Origin of the sequence: Mesorhizobium sp. M1428 (genome assembly GCF_040317515.1) — a bacterium.
GTDB lineage: Bacteria > Pseudomonadota > Alphaproteobacteria > Rhizobiales > Rhizobiaceae > Mesorhizobium.
Window position 1 is genome coordinate 17,068 of the sequence record NZ_JAMYKT010000002.1, and the last position, 14,231, is coordinate 31,298.

General features: G+C 64.9%; 14 protein-coding genes. 6 read left to right on the forward strand and 8 right to left on the reverse strand.

Going from position 1 to position 14,231, the window contains the following annotated elements:
- Positions 1–34 precede the first annotated feature (34 nt).
- From NKG60_RS03320 to NKG60_RS03345, 6 genes are all read right to left on the reverse strand, one after another.
- Positions 35–805, reverse strand: coding sequence for an exodeoxyribonuclease III (locus tag NKG60_RS03320; RefSeq protein WP_352661428.1), 771 nt, complete (start codon positions 803–805; stop codon positions 35–37).
- Between the two features lie 9 nt (positions 806–814).
- On the reverse strand, positions 815–1,459 hold the full coding sequence (locus NKG60_RS03325) for an alpha/beta hydrolase family protein (protein ID WP_352661431.1): 645 nt from the start codon (positions 1,457–1,459) through the stop codon (positions 815–817).
- Between the two features lie 215 nt (positions 1,460–1,674).
- Positions 1,675–2,769 carry a tetratricopeptide repeat protein gene (locus NKG60_RS03330; protein ID WP_352974078.1) on the reverse strand — a complete coding sequence of 365 codons (1,095 nt, stop codon included), beginning with the start codon at positions 2,767–2,769 and terminating at the stop codon, positions 1,675–1,677.
- Positions 2,766–3,677, reverse strand: coding sequence for a non-homologous end joining protein Ku (gene ku / locus NKG60_RS03335; protein WP_352661436.1), 912 nt, complete (start codon positions 3,675–3,677; stop codon positions 2,766–2,768). Before ku ends, NKG60_RS03330 begins: the two co-directional genes overlap by 4 nt.
- A 220-nt stretch (positions 3,678–3,897) precedes the next feature.
- Positions 3,898–6,396, reverse strand: a complete 2,499-nt coding sequence (gene ligD / locus NKG60_RS03340) for a DNA ligase D (RefSeq protein ID WP_352661439.1) — start codon at positions 6,394–6,396, stop codon at positions 3,898–3,900.
- 155 nt (positions 6,397–6,551) lie between these two features.
- Positions 6,552–6,776 carry a hypothetical protein gene (locus NKG60_RS03345; protein WP_023675682.1) on the reverse strand — a complete coding sequence of 75 codons (225 nt, stop codon included), beginning with the start codon at positions 6,774–6,776 and terminating at the stop codon, positions 6,552–6,554.
- A 185-nt stretch (positions 6,777–6,961) separates the two neighbouring features.
- On the opposite strand from NKG60_RS03345, the gene NKG60_RS03350 reads away from it, so the two are divergent.
- The 6 genes from NKG60_RS03350 to NKG60_RS03375 all read left to right on the forward strand — a co-directional run bounded on the left by NKG60_RS03350 (position 6,962) and on the right by NKG60_RS03375 (position 13,197).
- Complete coding sequence (locus NKG60_RS03350; RefSeq protein ID WP_352974081.1) at positions 6,962–7,969, forward strand: aldo/keto reductase; 1,008 nt, start codon at positions 6,962–6,964, stop codon at positions 7,967–7,969.
- A 228-nt stretch (positions 7,970–8,197) separates the two neighbouring features.
- Positions 8,198–9,148 (forward strand): substrate-binding domain-containing protein, encoded by a 951-nt coding sequence (locus tag NKG60_RS03355; RefSeq protein WP_352662348.1) that lies wholly within the window; start codon positions 8,198–8,200, stop codon positions 9,146–9,148.
- 212 nt (positions 9,149–9,360) lie between these two features.
- Entirely contained in the window at positions 9,361–10,932 is a 1,572-nt protein-coding gene (locus tag NKG60_RS03360; RefSeq protein WP_352661445.1) for a sugar ABC transporter ATP-binding protein, read from the forward strand.
- Positions 10,929–11,945, forward strand: a complete 1,017-nt coding sequence (locus tag NKG60_RS03365; RefSeq protein WP_352661448.1) for an ABC transporter permease — start codon at positions 10,929–10,931, stop codon at positions 11,943–11,945. Before NKG60_RS03360 ends, NKG60_RS03365 begins: the two co-directional genes overlap by 4 nt.
- A gap of 294 nt (positions 11,946–12,239) precedes the next feature.
- A complete protein-coding gene (locus NKG60_RS03370; protein WP_352661451.1) occupies positions 12,240–12,608 on the forward strand; it encodes an endonuclease domain-containing protein in 369 nt (122 codons plus the stop codon).
- A 91-nt stretch (positions 12,609–12,699) separates the two neighbouring features.
- A complete protein-coding gene (locus NKG60_RS03375; RefSeq protein ID WP_352661454.1) occupies positions 12,700–13,197 on the forward strand; it encodes a GNAT family N-acetyltransferase in 498 nt (165 codons plus the stop codon).
- A gap of 99 nt (positions 13,198–13,296) precedes the next feature.
- Here the strand turns inward: NKG60_RS03375 and NKG60_RS32200 are convergent, their stop codons facing one another.
- Together NKG60_RS32200 and NKG60_RS03385 are read right to left on the reverse strand one after the other, a co-directional pair.
- Complete coding sequence (locus tag NKG60_RS32200; RefSeq protein WP_502912292.1) at positions 13,297–13,929, reverse strand: DUF982 domain-containing protein; 633 nt, start codon at positions 13,927–13,929, stop codon at positions 13,297–13,299.
- Complete coding sequence (locus NKG60_RS03385) at positions 13,926–14,141, reverse strand: hypothetical protein (protein WP_352661457.1); 216 nt, start codon at positions 14,139–14,141, stop codon at positions 13,926–13,928. The genes NKG60_RS32200 and NKG60_RS03385 overlap by 4 nt, the downstream gene beginning before the upstream one ends.
- Between the last annotated feature and the right edge of the window lie 90 nt (positions 14,142–14,231).

Sequence of the window (14,231 nt, forward strand, 5' to 3'; positions counted from 1 at the left end):
GTTGCCGCCCGGAAGGCGGCGCCAGTTTCATGCTTCACCGCAACTCCACCCAGACAGGCGCGTGGTCGCTGGCGCCGGCCTCGCCACGCACGTCGCGGTCGATGCCCGCCGCTACCAGCCGGCGCGACAGCTTCTTCGAGAGCAAGATATGGTCGAGTCGCAGGCCGGCATCGCGCGGCCAGCGATTGCGGCGGTAGTCCCAGAATGTGTAGAGCGTCTCGCTCGGGTGCTTCTTGCGCAGCGCGTCAAGCCAGCCTTGATCGAGCAGGCGCTGGAACGATGCGCGGCTTTCCGGCTGCACCAGCGCGTTGTCGTCATAGGAGCGGGTCGGGTAGATATCGCGCGGTTCGGGCACGATGTTGTAGTCGCCTGCCAGCACCACGGGCAGGCCGGTGTCGAGCAACTGCGCAGCATGCGCCTCCAGCCTTTCGTGCCAGGCCAGCTTGTACTGGAATTTCGGGCCGGGCTGCGGGTTGCCGTTCGGCGCGTAGAGGCAGGCGACGACGATGCCGTTGACCGCCGCTTCGATGTAGCGCGCCTGCTGGTCGCTATCGTCGCCGGGCAGCGCCTCGCGGGTCAGAACGGGTTCTGAGCCACGCGAAAGGATGGCGACGCCGTTCCAGGTCGGCTGCCCGACCCAAACCGCGCCGTAGCCGGCGGCCGCCAGCGCGGTGCGCGGAAACTGCGTCTGCCTGGTCTTGAGCTCCTGCAGGCAGGCGATGTCGGGTTTGGCGGCGGCCAGCCATGCGAGCAGGTTCGGCAGCCGGCTGCTGATGTTGTTGACGTTGAAGGTGGCGATCTTCATCGGCCTGCTTCAGCGCACGATGCGTTCGGTCCACGCTTTCACCGCATCGGCGAGCGTCTTCAGATGATCGGCGGTGGAGAAACCGGAGATGTTTTTGCGCGGCTTCAGATCGTGGTCGCCGTCTTCCAGCCAGAAAATCTCGATTGCGTCGGACAGAGCATAGGTCGCGACCTCGTCTTTGGTCCCGAACTCGTCGCGCGTGCCTTGGAAGATCAATGTCGGCGTTTTGAGATCGGCGAGGTGCTTTGTCCGAAGCTGCGTCGGTTTGGCCGGCGGATGGAAGGGATAGCCAAGGCAAAGCAGGCCCGAGATCTCGCCCTTCGAAAACATCTCGTCGGCGATCATCGAAGCGACGCGTCCGCCCATCGACTTGCCGCCGATGATCAGCGGACCCTTCACGCCCTTCGCCCGGAGGTCGGCGATCGCCTTGACGTATTCCGGGTTAACCGTCTCGGCGCGCGGCGGCGGCTTGCGGTGGCCATAGCGGCGGGCCGCCATATAGTGGAATTCAAAGCGCGCAACGCGGAAGCCGGCCGCGGCGAGCGCTTTTGCCGTGGCGGCCATCGAGGCAGAGTCCATCGGCGCCCCGGCGCCATGGGCGAGCAAGATGGTGATTGGGGCAGTGTCGGGGCCGTCGAAGAGGAAGGTGGTCATGGGGCGGCCCACTTATAGAGGCCGCGTTCCGTCCCACCCCCCTCTGGCCTGCCGGCCATCTCCCCCGCAAGGGGGGAGATTGGATGTCGCCATCGCTTTCGCCAATCACCAACGTTGGAAGGCGGGCGGTAAGGAGAAGCTGCCGATCTCCCCACTTGCGGGGGAGATGTCCGGCAGGACAGAGGGGGGTGTTCAAGCGCAGGCATTGGATTACCTTACCCTGCCGACATCCGCGCCAGCTGCAAATCCACGAACTGTATTCCCTTGGCCGCCATACGCGCCCATTCGGAATTGGCATCGAGCTCGAGATAGCGCACCCAGCTCCGCCGCGCCTCGGCGAGATTGCCGGCGTCGAACTCCAGCCTCGCAAGGTTGAACACCGCATCGGCGTACTTCGCATCCAGTGCGATCGCCTTCAGCAAATGGCGGCGCGCCGACGCCACCCGCCCCTCTTCGCTCATCAGCCCGGCCAGATTGAACCAGGCCTCGACGAAGCCGGGATCGAGCTTTATCGCGCGGGCATAGTCGTGCGCCGCCTCGGCCGCGTGGCCGGCGGCACGCAGGCAGTTGGCGCGGTTGAAGGCGGCGATGGCGTCGCTCGGGTCGATGGCCAGACAGCGCTGGTAGAGTGCCGCGGCCTGCTCGTGGTCTTCAGCCTCTTCCGCCGCCTCGGCATCGGCGAACAGCTCTTCCAGCGTGTCGTCATCCTGCGTTCCCAGATCGAACAGCAGCTGGCCGTCGAGTTCGCTCTGGCCTCCCTCGAGATAGATGGCATCGGCCCGCCCATGCTGCGAGCCGACGGCGAGCGACTTGGCGGTGAGCGAGGCGATCGGGCCCGAGCGGTGCACCGAGCGCGCGATCGCCGCCCATGAAGCGCCGCCGGCGACCAGCCCGGCATATTTGCGGGCGAGGATCAGGTCGCGAAAGGAATACGGTTCGGCGTCATGTTCGAAGGCATCGAACAGCGACAAAAGGTCGAGATCCGCGCCGGTCAGCCGCGACTGGTCGATCAGCGACTGCCGCGACAGCGCCGAAGCCTCTGGTGCCTTCATCAGGCCAAGCAGGCGCAGGAAGCCGTTCTCGCTGACCAGCTTGCGCCCCGCCGCGCGCTCCGCAGCAGTGCGACGCTCGATCTCGCCATCGCCGGCTTTGGCGAGCAACTTGCGGCCCAACACGACATGTGTCGTGCGCCGGGTGACGCCGCGCCGCAATTGGCCGTGCTGGCGCGCGACCTCGCGCGCCGCCAGCCGAAGCGGAAACGCCGCGAGCGCGCCGATAGTGCCGAAGATCGTGCCAGTAGGCGCCGTCACCCTTTGCTCTTACCGACGGCCTGCAGTAGATTGGCCTTGAGCGGGTTTTCCTTGGCGCCGCCCTTGGCGGACTTTGCTTTGGCTGCCGGTTTCGCCGCCTCATCGGCTTTGCTCTTGGACTTGGCCGGCGGCTTGGCCGATTGCGACAGGCTCGCCTTCAGCGCATCCATGAGATTGATGACATTGCCGCGCTCGGGCGCCGCTGCGATGATAGGCTTGTGGCCCTTGAGCTTCTCGCGGATCATCGCCATCAGCGCGATCTCGTAGCGGTCCTCGTAATTCTTCGGGTCGAAGGTGGTTTCCTTCTGCTTGATCAGCGCTTCGGCCAATTGCAGCATTTCGGGATCGGGATTTCCGGCCGGGATATTGCCGAAATATTCAGCCGTGCCACGCACTTCGTTCGGATTCCTCAAGGTGCAGACGAACATGCCGTTCTCGCGCGCGCCGATCGTCACCACGCGTTCGCGGCTGGACAGCACCAGGCGGGCGATCGCCAGTTTGCCGGATTTGCGCATCGCTTCGCGCAGCACGGCGAAGGTCTCCTCGGCCATTGCGCCGTCTGGCGCCAGATAATAGGGCGCGTCCTGATAGATGACGTCGACCGAATGCTCGTCGACAAAGGCCTCGATGTTCATCGTATGGTTGGATTCGATGCGTACCGCATCGAGATCGGAGTCCTCGATGATGATGTACTGCTTGTCCTCGTATTCGTAGCCCTTGACCAGATCCGAGCGCTCGACCAGCCCGAGTTCGGGGTCGACAGGTTTCATGTTGATGCGGTTGTGCGTCTTCTTGTGCAGCTGGTTGAAGCTGATGCGCTCGCTGGCGCTCGTCGCCGGATAGAGCCGGACCGGACAGCTGACCAGACTGAGCTTGAGGTAACCTTTCCAACTTGCTCTGGGCGCCATGAAATACTCCTACGCGGCCTTGTGCTGTCGAACTGTTTGCAGCGTTCATTCGTCCGCAGGACGAACGGGGCTGCCGAAATCCTACATTGACCCTTACAATACCGGCAAATCCCTAGCGAAATCTTCCTCCGCTGGGAGCCGCCTGCAGGCAAGAGGTCCGTGGCGAAGAATAATTCAAATTTTCCGGAGCGTCGATGGAGTCTGGGCCGCGCCCGCGGCACTACCTCGCGGAGCCTATCACCGGCAAATCCCGGGCGAAATCTTCCATGTCGGCCCAGGGATCGCCTGACGTTGCCAGCAGGCTCGGCAGCGACGAATAATTCAGATCCTGCGGAGCGTCGATGGTCGCCAGATCGCTCCAGCTGACCGGCGTCGAGGCCGGCAAATTGGTGCGGGCGCGCAGCGAATAGGGAGCCGCCGAAGTGTGGCCGCGCGCATTGCGGTGATAATCGATGAAGATGCGGCGCTTGCGGTTGTCCTTGCCCATGGTGGTGGTGAAAGTGTCGGGCGCGGTGGCGGCAAGATGCGTGGAGATGGCGCTGGTCGCCTGGTGCAGTTTCTTCCAGTTCTGCTTTTGCGTGACCGGCACGGTGATGTGGATGCCGTGGCCGCCGGAGGTCTTGGCGAACGGCACCAGTCCTAGCGCTTCCAGCTCGCCCTTAACGTGCACCGCCGCCTCCACCACCTCGCGCCAGGCGATCCCCTCGCCTGGATCGAGGTCGAAAACGATCAGGTCCGGCTTGTCGAGCCGCGTGCGATGGGTGCCCCAGGTGTGGAACTCGACGACGCCGAACTGCGCCAGCGCCAGATAGCCCTTGGCGTCTTCCACCGAGAGGTAGGATTTGGTCTCGCCCTCCGAATTGGTCGCCTCGAAGGTCGCCACCGAGGACGGCATGCCGGTGAAGGCGTGGCGCTGGAAGAAACAGTCCTGCGGCTTGCCGGTCGGGCAACGCACCAGCGACACCGGCCGGCCAAGGATATGCGGCAGCATGAAATCGCCGACCAGCGCGTAATAGACGGCAATGTCGAGCTTGGTCGGGCCGGTCTTGCCGAACAGCCGCCGCGTCGGATTGGTCACCCAGATGGTGGCGAGGTCGGCCTCGGCGATCAGCCGCTTGCGCTTGGCCGAAACCGGCGTCGACAGGCCGACGTCGCGCAGGCCGCGGAACACGGCATGGCGCAGCGCATTGTCGGTGGTCCGGTTGGCGTAATGGATATGCGCCGAGAGCAGCGGCCGCACCCAGTTCATCTCGCGCATGATTTCGCGGGGAACCCCTTCGGGCGCGGATGCACCCGCCCTTAGCGGCTCCAGCCTGGCCAGCAATTCGCCGGCGGTCCCCGCATCGAAGCCGGTGCCGACCTTGCCGCGATAGTGCAGCTCGCCGTCTTCGAATTCACCGAGGCCGAGTGCGGCCAACCCCTCTGCCGCATCGGAGATCGTGTAGCCGGCGATGACGAAGTCGCCGGTCTGAAGCGCCTTGGTCTTGGTCCAGGTCTTGGTGCGGCCGCTCTGGTAGATTGCCGTGGCGCGCTTGGAGACGACACCCTCGAGCCCCATCTCGGATGCCTGGTCATAAAGTGCCTGGCCGTCGCCCTCGACATGATCGCTGAGCTGGATGGCCGAATTGGCGCCGAGACCGGACAGCAGTTGCGAAAGCAGCGCCTTGCGCCGGCGGAGCGGCGCTTGTCTCAAGTCCCAGCCGTCGAGATACAGAAGATCGAAGGCGTAGAAGTGGAGCTTGTTGCCGGCGCCTTCGGCGAGCGCGTCCTGCAAAAGCGCAAAGCGGCTGATGCCCTTGGCGTCGAGCGCGACGACCTCGCCGTCGACGATCGCCTCGCGGCACGGCAGCCTGGCGAATGCAAGCGGCAGGTCGCCATAGCGCTTCGTCCAGTCGAGGCCGGCGCGGGTGATCAGCCTGACCTTCCCGTCGGAAACATGCGCCATGGTGCGGTAGCCGTCGAACTTGATCTCGTGCAGCCAGGCTTCGCCCGTTCGGGCCGCGGGGTCATCGCCGCCCGGCGGCTTCGGAACCTGCGTGGCCAATTGCGGCTCGATCCGGGAAGGCGGCGGCGCCTTGACGGCGCCCGGCAAAGCGCCGGGTTTCAGCGCCACCGGCTTGGCAGGTTTGGCGGCAGGCTTCGGCGTTGCCACCAGCTCCTCGATGCGACGGCCGGATTTGACGCTTTCCGGCCTGACTTCCAGTATGTCGAGCGTGACATCGGCGGCAAGATCGCGCTCCTTGAACAGCAGCCAGTTCTTCTTGCCCTCATCCTCGCCGGGCTTCGGTTTCAGCCGCGTCAGCATCCAGCCGCCATTGAGCTTCTCGCCGGCGAGGCGGAATTTGAAGGAGCCGGTGCGCAGGCTCTTCTCGACATCGTCCATCGGCGCCCAGACGCCGGCATCCCAGACGATCATCGGCCCGCCGCCATATTCGCCTTCGGGAATGACGCCTTCGAAATCGATATATTCGAGCGGATGGTCCTCGGTCTCGACCGCCAGCCTTTTGTCGGCGGGATTGAGCGAGGGGCCGCGCGGCACCGCCCAGCTCTTCAGCACGTCGCCGACCTGCAGGCGCAGATCGTAGTGATCGGCGGTGGCATGATGCTTGTGGACGACGAAACGATTGCCCTCACCGGCAACCAGGCCACCCGCTGGTTCCGGCGTCCTCGTGAACTCGCGCTTGGCGCGATAAGCTTTGAGCTTCGAAGGAGCTGGCATGGACTAGGCGCGGGTGATGGGCAAAAGCGACGAGCGCGGCATCAAAATCCCATCGCAGCGGCGCTCCAATGTCACGGCATGGATCCTAGCGTCTTCGCGACGTCGCTTCGCTCCTGCTCCGCCCTGGGATGACGAAGGATGGGAGGTCACGCCGCTCAATCGTCGGTGGCCGGTGTCAATTCGAGTTCGGCCGGCGACAGGCCCTGCTGCAGCTGGCTGAGCCGGAATTCGTCGACCCAATAGGCCTCGCCGTCGACCAGCACGCGCGCGCTGTAGCTGCCGGCCGAAAAACGCTGCGCGGTGATGTAGACCTTGTGGCGGTCGAGCGCGTTCCGCACCGCGGCGCGCTTGGATTTCTGACTGGCGACGGAACTGGCCATGCTGGTTACTCACGCACAGGCCGCAAGGCGGCGTGCCTTAAGGATGGCCGAGAGCGGGTCGGCTGTCAATTTAGCGGCCGCTGCGAGCCCTCCGGCGGTGGCGCCTCCCGCTCTGTGGAAACCGAGCCGGTGCGCTATATTGAACCTGGCGGCTTGGAAAGCGATGCTGATCCGGAGAACTTCACATGACATTGACGATGCGCAAACTCGGCAGCCAGGGGCTGCAAGTCTCGGCAATCGGTCTCGGCTGCATGGGCATGAGCCAGTCCTATGGCCCGGCCGACGAGGCGGAATCGACCGCCACGCTGCACCGCGCCATCGAACTCGGCTGCACCTTCCTCGACACCGCGGAAGTGTACGGGCCGTTCTCCAACGAGGAACTGCTCGGCCGCGCGCTGAAGGGTCGGCGCGATGAGGTGACGATCGCGACGAAATTCGGCTTCCGCATTGAAAACGGCAAGCAAGTCGGCACCGAGCGCGACAGCCGGCCCGAACATATCCGCAAGGCTTTGGAAGGTTCGCTGAGGAGGCTGGCCACCGACCACGTCGACCTCCTCTATCAGCACCGCGTTGATCCGGCGGTGCCGATCGAGGATGTGGCGGGCGCTGTCGGCGAGCTGATCGCTCACGGCAAGGTCCGCTTCTTCGGCCTCTCTGAAGCCGGCGCCGCCAACATCCGCCGGGCGCATGCCGTGCATCCGGTGTCGGCCGTGCAGAGCGAATATTCACTGTGGGAGCGCAATCTGGAGCCGGAGATCATTCCGCTGCTGAAGGAGCTCGGCATCGGCCTGGTGCCGTTCTCGCCGCTCGGCCGCGGCTTTCTCACCGGCGACGTCAGGCGCGCCGAAGAGTATCCGGAGGGCGATTACCGGCGCGGCGACCCGCGCTACCAGGGCGCCAACTATGACGCCAACATGCGGGCGGCGGCCACGGTACTCGACATCGCCGCGGCGAAGCGCGTCAAGCCAGGCCAGATCGCGCTGGTCTGGCTGCTCCACAAGGCGAGCGCCTTCGGCATCAACATCGTGCCGATCCCCGGCACCAAGCGCAGAAAATACATCGAGGAGAATGTCGCCGCAGCTTCGATCAAGCTGGATTCCGCCGAGATGAAGGTGCTCGACGACGCGCTGGCGCCGGGAAAGGTCGCCGGTCCGCGCTACGGCGAGGGCACCATGGTTATGATCGATCGGTAGGTCTTGCTTCTCCCGTTCTTGCGCAAAGCTCCGGCCTTGGCTAGCATCTGCCCGCAGGCACCGAGCGGAGGAGAACGTCGCGGTGGACCGGCTGGAGCGCCGTTGCGTCCCTTCAAACACGAGTTGGGCGCTCAAAGGACACTCCATTTTTGAATCGACGCAAGGAACCTTCCGGAAAACCCATTCCGGTTCCGGGGTCGTGCGCTCATCTGGGAGGAGACTAAATTGATCAACAGACGTGAATTCCTGCTGTCGTCCGCGGCGATAGGCGCCTTGGCGTTGGCCGCTCCGCAACTGGCTTTTGCTCAGGACAAGCTGACCATCCTTGGTTCGGTGCCGAGCCTCGGCTTTCCGTTCTTCGTGCACATGCTGAACCAGATCAAGGCGGAAGCCCAGGCGCAGGGCGTCAACCTGATCGAGAGCGACGGCCAGAACTCGGCGCCCAAGCAGACCGCCGATATCGAGGCGGCACTCGTGCAGAAGGTCAACGCCATCGTCATCTCGCCGCTCGACGTCAACGCGCTGGCCCCAGCCATCGAGGAAGCGGTCAAGGCCGGCGTTCCCGTCGTCACCATCGACCGCCGCGTCGAGGGCGTCGAAGGCATCCTCGCCCATGTCGGCGCCGACAATGTCAAGGGCGGCGAGGCCGAAGCGCAGGCCATGGTGGCGGCGTTCCCGAACGGGGCCAAGATTTTCCATCTGCAGGGCCAGCCCGGTGCCGGACCGGCGATCGACCGTAACAAGGGTGTGCACAACGTCCTCGATCCGATGAAGGACAAGTACCAGATCATCTTCGAGCAGACCGCCAACTTCGCCCGCGCCGAAGCGCTCTCCGTCACCGAGGCCGGCCTTGCCGCCAACGGCAAGCCCGACGCGATCATCTGCGCCAATGACGACATGGCGCTTGGCGCGGTCGAAGCCTGCGCGGCGCGCAACTTCACCGACGTCAAGATCTACGGCTTCGACGCGCTTCCCGAAGCGCTGGTCGCCGTGCGCGACGGCAAGCTGGCCGGCACGGTCGAGCAATTCCCCGGCGAGCAGTCGCGCACCGCGGTGCAGATCGCGGTCGCCTACGCTAGGGACAAGACCGAGCCGAAGGAAAAGCTGGTGCTTTTGACGCCGATCGTCATCGGCAAGGACAATCTCGACAAGGCGGAGAGGCTGGGCGAGACGAAGTAGGCAAAGCCGGCGGGACAGCACCCCCCTCTGGCCTGCCGGCCATCTCCCCCGCAAGTGGGGAGATTGGCAGCTTCATTGGCCTCGCCTCTTCTGCAAGATCGAAAATTGGCGAAAGCCGGCGTGACATCCGATCTCCCCCCTTGTGGGGGGGAGATGTCCAGCAGGACAGAGGGGGTGTTCAAGCGGCGTGAATTGCATCGAAGGAGCATCCTTTGCCAGCCGAAGCCTTGGAGCCATCACCCTCTCCCGCCCTGCTCACCGTCGAGGGCGTGACCAAGCGCTTTGCCGGCGTCACCGCGCTGAACGACGTTTCGCTCGAAGTCCGCCCCGGCGAGATCCTCGGCCTGCTCGGTGAGAACGGCGCCGGCAAATCGACGCTGCTCAAGATCCTGTCCGGCGTGATGCCGCCGTCCAGCGGCCGCATCGTCTTCGATGGGGTCGAATTCAGCCCGCACAATCCGCAGGATGCCAAGCGCCACGGCATCGTCACCATCTACCAGGAACTGAGCCTGATCCCGACGCTGACCGTGGCGGAGAATATCTTCATCGGCCGTGCGCCGCTCGGCCGGTTCGGGCTGGTCAGCTGGCGGAAGATGGAGGAAGATTCGCGCGCGATCATCGCTCGCGTCGGCCTCGACCTCGACCCGGCGACGCCGGTGTCGGCGCTGTCGGTGGCCGAGCAGCAGCTGGTCGAGATCGCCCGTGCGCTGTCGCTGAAGAGCCGCTTGATCATCATGGACGAGCCGACCTCGGCGCTGACCGAAACCGAAGTGCACAGGCTGATGTCGATCATGGGCCGGCTGCGCAAGGACGGCGTCGCCATCATGTTCGTCACCCACCGGCTGGAAGAGGCCTCGGCGATCTGCGACCGCATGACGGTGCTGCGCGACGGCAGGCTGGCCGGCCATCTAGACCGCGAAGGTGGGCCGATCAAACTGCCGAAGATTATCGAGAAGATGGTCGGCCGCGCCGCTTCCGAGCTCTATGCCAGGCCGACGCAGCGCGACGTCGCCGGCGACGTCAGGCTCTCGGTGCGCGGCCTGCGCACCGTGCGCGATCCGCAGGCGCCGCACGCGATCGTGCTCGAAGGCGTCGATCTCGACCTCAAGGCGGGCGAGATCCTCGGCGTCGCCGGGCTCGTCGGCTCCGGCCGCACCGAGCTCGCTCGCGCCATCTTCGGCGCCGACCGCATTGCCGCCGGCACCATCAGGCTCGACGGCAAGCCGATCGCGCCCGCCTCACCCGCCGACGCCATCGAGCTCGGCATCGGCCTGGTGCCGGAGGACCGCAAGCACCAGGCGATCTTCGCGGCCCTCGCCATCCTCACCAATTTTTCCGTAGCCGCGCTCGACCGCTACTCCAATGTCGGCTTCATGGCCGAGCGGCGCGAGCGCGAGGCGTTGGCGAACTACAGGAAGACGCTGTCGATCCGCATGGCCTCGCCCGAGCAGGCGATCGAGGGACTGTCGGGAGGCAACCAGCAGAAGGTCATCCTTGCCCGCTGGCTGGCGCGCGACCCCAAGGTGCTGATCGTCGATGAACCGACGCGTGGTGTCGATGTCGGCGCCAAGGCGGAGGTGCACCAGATCCTGGTGGAGCTCGCGGCGCGCGGCATCGCCATCATGATGATCTCCTCCGAGCTGCCCGAAGTGCTTGCGGTGTCGGACAGGATCGTGACCATGCGGCGCGGGCGCATCACCGGCGAGATGCCCGGTATCGAGGCGACCGAGGAGAAACTGATGGAACTGATGGCGCTCGACCAGAAGCAGGAAGCAACGCAATGACCAGCACGACCGAACGGAGCCAGCGCGGCGGCGTCAATCTTGCGCGCCTGCTGATGAGCTTCGGCCCACTGATGTTCCTGGCGTTGCTGATCGTCGTCTTCACCGTGCTGAAGCCGAGCTTCATCGACCCGATCAACCTGTTCAACATCATGCGCCAGATCTCGATCACCGGGCTGATCGCGCTCGGCATGACCTTCGTCATCCTGACCGCCGGTATCGACCTGTCGGTCGGCTCGCTGCTCGCCTTCTGTGGCATGGTCGCGGCCGTGGTAGCCAAAGGCGGCACCGCCAACACGCTGTCGCTGTCGACGTCTGGCACGCAAGGCTATGGCTGGTTCGCCGCCCTTCTCGCCGCCGTCGTTGTCGGTGCCATGGCCGGCGGCGCCCAGGGCTTTGCCATCACCAGGCTGAAAGTGCCGCCCTTCGTCGTCACGCTCGGCGGCCTCACCGTGTTTCGCGGCCTGACCTTGACAATCTCCAATGGCGGTCCGATCTCCGGCTTCGACGCCTCGATGCGCTGGTTCGGTACCGGCCTGATCGGCCCGGTTCCGGTGCCGGCAATCATCTTCGCGATTGCCGCCATCCTTTGCCACATCGTGCTGCGTTACACGCGCTACGGTCGCGCCGTCTACGCCGTTGGCGGCAATGCCGAGGCCGCACGGCTCTCCGGCCTGCGCGTCGACCGCATCCTGATCTCGGTCTACATCATCGTCGGCTTCTTCGCCGGCCTTGCCGCCTTCGTTTTGTCGGCGCGGCTCAACTCCTCCGAAGCCGTCGCCGGCATCGGCTACGAGCTGACGGTGATCTCGGCGGTCGTCATCGGCGGCACCTCGCTATTCGGCGGCATCGGCAGCGTCGGCGGCACGGTAGTCGGTGCAGGACTGATCGGCGTCTTGCAGAACGGGCTGCAGTTCAACAACGTCTCGTCCTACACGCAAAGCATCGTCATCGGCCTGATCCTGATCCTCGCCGTGGCCTTCGACCGCTGGCTGAAATCGCGGGTAAGGCGGTGATGGCGGAGAAGCGACGATTCTCGCTGCAAGGCAGCAGGAGGTTGGCGAAGCGCTGGCAACAGCCAATCTCCCCCTTTGCGGGAGAGATGTCCGGCAGGACAGAGGGGGGTGGGAAGGATCGCCAACGTCCCAATCTGAGCCGCTTCCAAGCCCATTCCAGCAGGAGGATTAGACTGCAAATGGCTGACAAGCTGGCGGGGCAGCACCCCCTCTGCCCTGCCGGGCATCTCCCCCGCAAGGGGGGAGATCGGCCGTCACCCATGACTTCGCCAATCACGACGACAGGGGCGCCTAGTGGGGCACGATCTCGTTCCGTCACGCCAGCGCAAGAATGCAAAATCCATGCGTCGCGTGATGACCGACGCCGAGCTGAAACTGTGGAATGAGCTTCGCGCGCATCGGCTGATGGATTTGAGCTTTCGCCGGCAGGTGCCGATTGGACCCTACATTGTGGATTTTGCCTGCCCGACGCACAGCCTCATCGTCGAGATCGATGGCAGCCAGCACGCCGATGCTGAGCACGCCGAGCGGGATAGGATACGCAGCGCCTATTTGGAGAGCAGCGGCTGGACTATCCTGCGCTTCTGGAACGACGACGTCATTCGCGATATCGACAATGTCTGTCAGCACATCGTAATCGTGGCCGGCGAAGATACGCGCTGAACTCGGCCGTGCAGGGGTCGGTGGGACAGTACCTTCTCTGTCCTGCCGAACATCTCCGCTCAAAGGGGCAGGTTTCTGAGGCGAGGTGCCAATGACTCAAATAAGGACCATGACCGAACAGGAAATTCCGGCGGTGTCGCGGCTGCTGGGCCAATCCTGGCGACACATCTATTCGCCGATTCTGGGTGCCGAGACCACGGCACGGCTTTCGGACGAGAGGCACGCGCCGGAGCGGCTGGCGGCCGAGCTCGGGGACGACAGCAAGATGTCCTTCGTCGCCGAGCGGGCTGACGGCTCGCTCGCCGGTTATGCGATGGCCGCGATGGACGACAAGGGCGAGGTCATGCTCGAGCGGCTCCATATAGACAAAAGCGAGTACGGCACCGGCCTTGCCGCTGACCTGCTGCATGCCGTTCTTGCCGCGCATGCGGGTATTCCCAGCATCGCCCTGGAGGTGATCGAGGGCAACGACCGCGCAATCGCCTTCTATCGCAAGCACGGCTTCGAGGTCGTCGAGCGCCGGCCGGCTGCACACGGCGTGGGCGGTCACGCCTCGCTGATCATGCGCCGGCTGCTGCCGATGGCTTAGAGCGCTGTCGGCGAAGCTGCCAATCTCCCCACTTGAGGGGGAGATTGGCCGGCACCCCGGCTTTCGCCAATCTCCAGAGTTCGCTCAAAACGCGCCAGCTCAGGCCGGGGCGTTGACGCGTTGCGGGCGCGTTGCCCAGTCGGCAACCGTCGCGCCAGCAACGCTCCCGCCGGCAACCATCCCGGTCGTCTGCGGCGCAAGCAGGTCGTTGCGGCGGGCGAAGGCAACGAAGGTGGCGCGCGCCGTTTCGGCGTCGATCTCTCCTTCCAATGCGGCACGGCACGCTTTTGCGGCAATGTCATGCGCAGCCGTCCGGCTCGTTGCCGGCCATTCAGCCAAAAGCGCATAGGCCTCAGCCGCGCTTTCTATCTTCGTCGGCGTACCGAGGCCGGTGAGGATGGTAACCGGCTTGTCGAACGAAGCACGATCCATGACACTCTCCTTTCCTGGCTCAATCGGCTCCTTTCGGAACTCAACCGCGCCGGCGCTTCGATCCGCCTGCAGGACGGCGTCGATCGGTGAATGAAATACGGCCTGCGGCGTGCCCGGCCGCGGCAGCAGCCGATGCACCTTGACCAGCGCCTCGAGCCAGGCCGCCACGCCCAGCGGCGGATGTTCGCGCCCGTAGAGCCACGCCTTTGCCTTGGCTATGGGGTACCCCGCCTCTTCGGCGAAATCGGTTTCCGACCACCGCAGCAGGCGCAGGCATTCGCGCATCCTCGCCGCGATCATTTGGGCTCCTTCGTGCCGGCCCCCACGCGTTGAGCCGACAGAAACATCAGCGTGTAGGCCGCCTTGCGGCGGTCCCAGCCGGCCGACTCGGCCATATCCAGCAAGCCTTCGACCAAAGGCGCCAGCGCCGCCCTGCAGTCGGTTTCATAGTTGAAATCGTTTTTCGGGCGGGTCGGCGCCGCGATCTTTCCAAAACTGTCCATCATATCCATGGCAACACCTGCTCAGCATTAGTCCCGGACCGGCAAGACCGTGCCCGCTTTTGGCGGACATGGCCCATCTGCCGTTTCGAAGTCGCGCTT

What these genes read in the sequence shown, in the direction of transcription:
- ku (WP_352661436.1), bottom strand. Translation starts at nt 3,677, where the DNA reads ATGGCGCCCAGAGCAAGTTGGAAAGGTTACCTCAAGCTCAGTCTGGTC.
- NKG60_RS03375 (WP_352661454.1), top strand. Translation starts at nt 12,700, where the DNA reads ATGACTCAAATAAGGACCATGACCGAACAGGAAATTCCGGCGGTGTCG.
- NKG60_RS03365 (WP_352661448.1), top strand. Translation starts at nt 10,929, where the DNA reads ATGACCAGCACGACCGAACGGAGCCAGCGCGGCGGCGTCAATCTTGCG.
- NKG60_RS03325 (WP_352661431.1), bottom strand. Translation starts at nt 1,459, where the DNA reads ATGACCACCTTCCTCTTCGACGGCCCCGACACTGCCCCAATCACCATC.
- NKG60_RS03385 (WP_352661457.1), bottom strand. Translation starts at nt 14,141, where the DNA reads ATGGATATGATGGACAGTTTTGGAAAGATCGCGGCGCCGACCCGCCCG.
- NKG60_RS03345 (WP_023675682.1), bottom strand. Translation starts at nt 6,776, where the DNA reads ATGGCCAGTTCCGTCGCCAGTCAGAAATCCAAGCGCGCCGCGGTGCGG.
- NKG60_RS03350 (WP_352974081.1), top strand. Translation starts at nt 6,962, where the DNA reads ATGACATTGACGATGCGCAAACTCGGCAGCCAGGGGCTGCAAGTCTCG.
- NKG60_RS32200 (WP_502912292.1), bottom strand. Translation starts at nt 13,929, where the DNA reads ATGATCGCGGCGAGGATGCGCGAATGCCTGCGCCTGCTGCGGTGGTCG.
- NKG60_RS03320 (WP_352661428.1), bottom strand. Translation starts at nt 805, where the DNA reads ATGAAGATCGCCACCTTCAACGTCAACAACATCAGCAGCCGGCTGCCG.
- ligD (WP_352661439.1), bottom strand. Translation starts at nt 6,396, where the DNA reads ATGCCAGCTCCTTCGAAGCTCAAAGCTTATCGCGCCAAGCGCGAGTTC.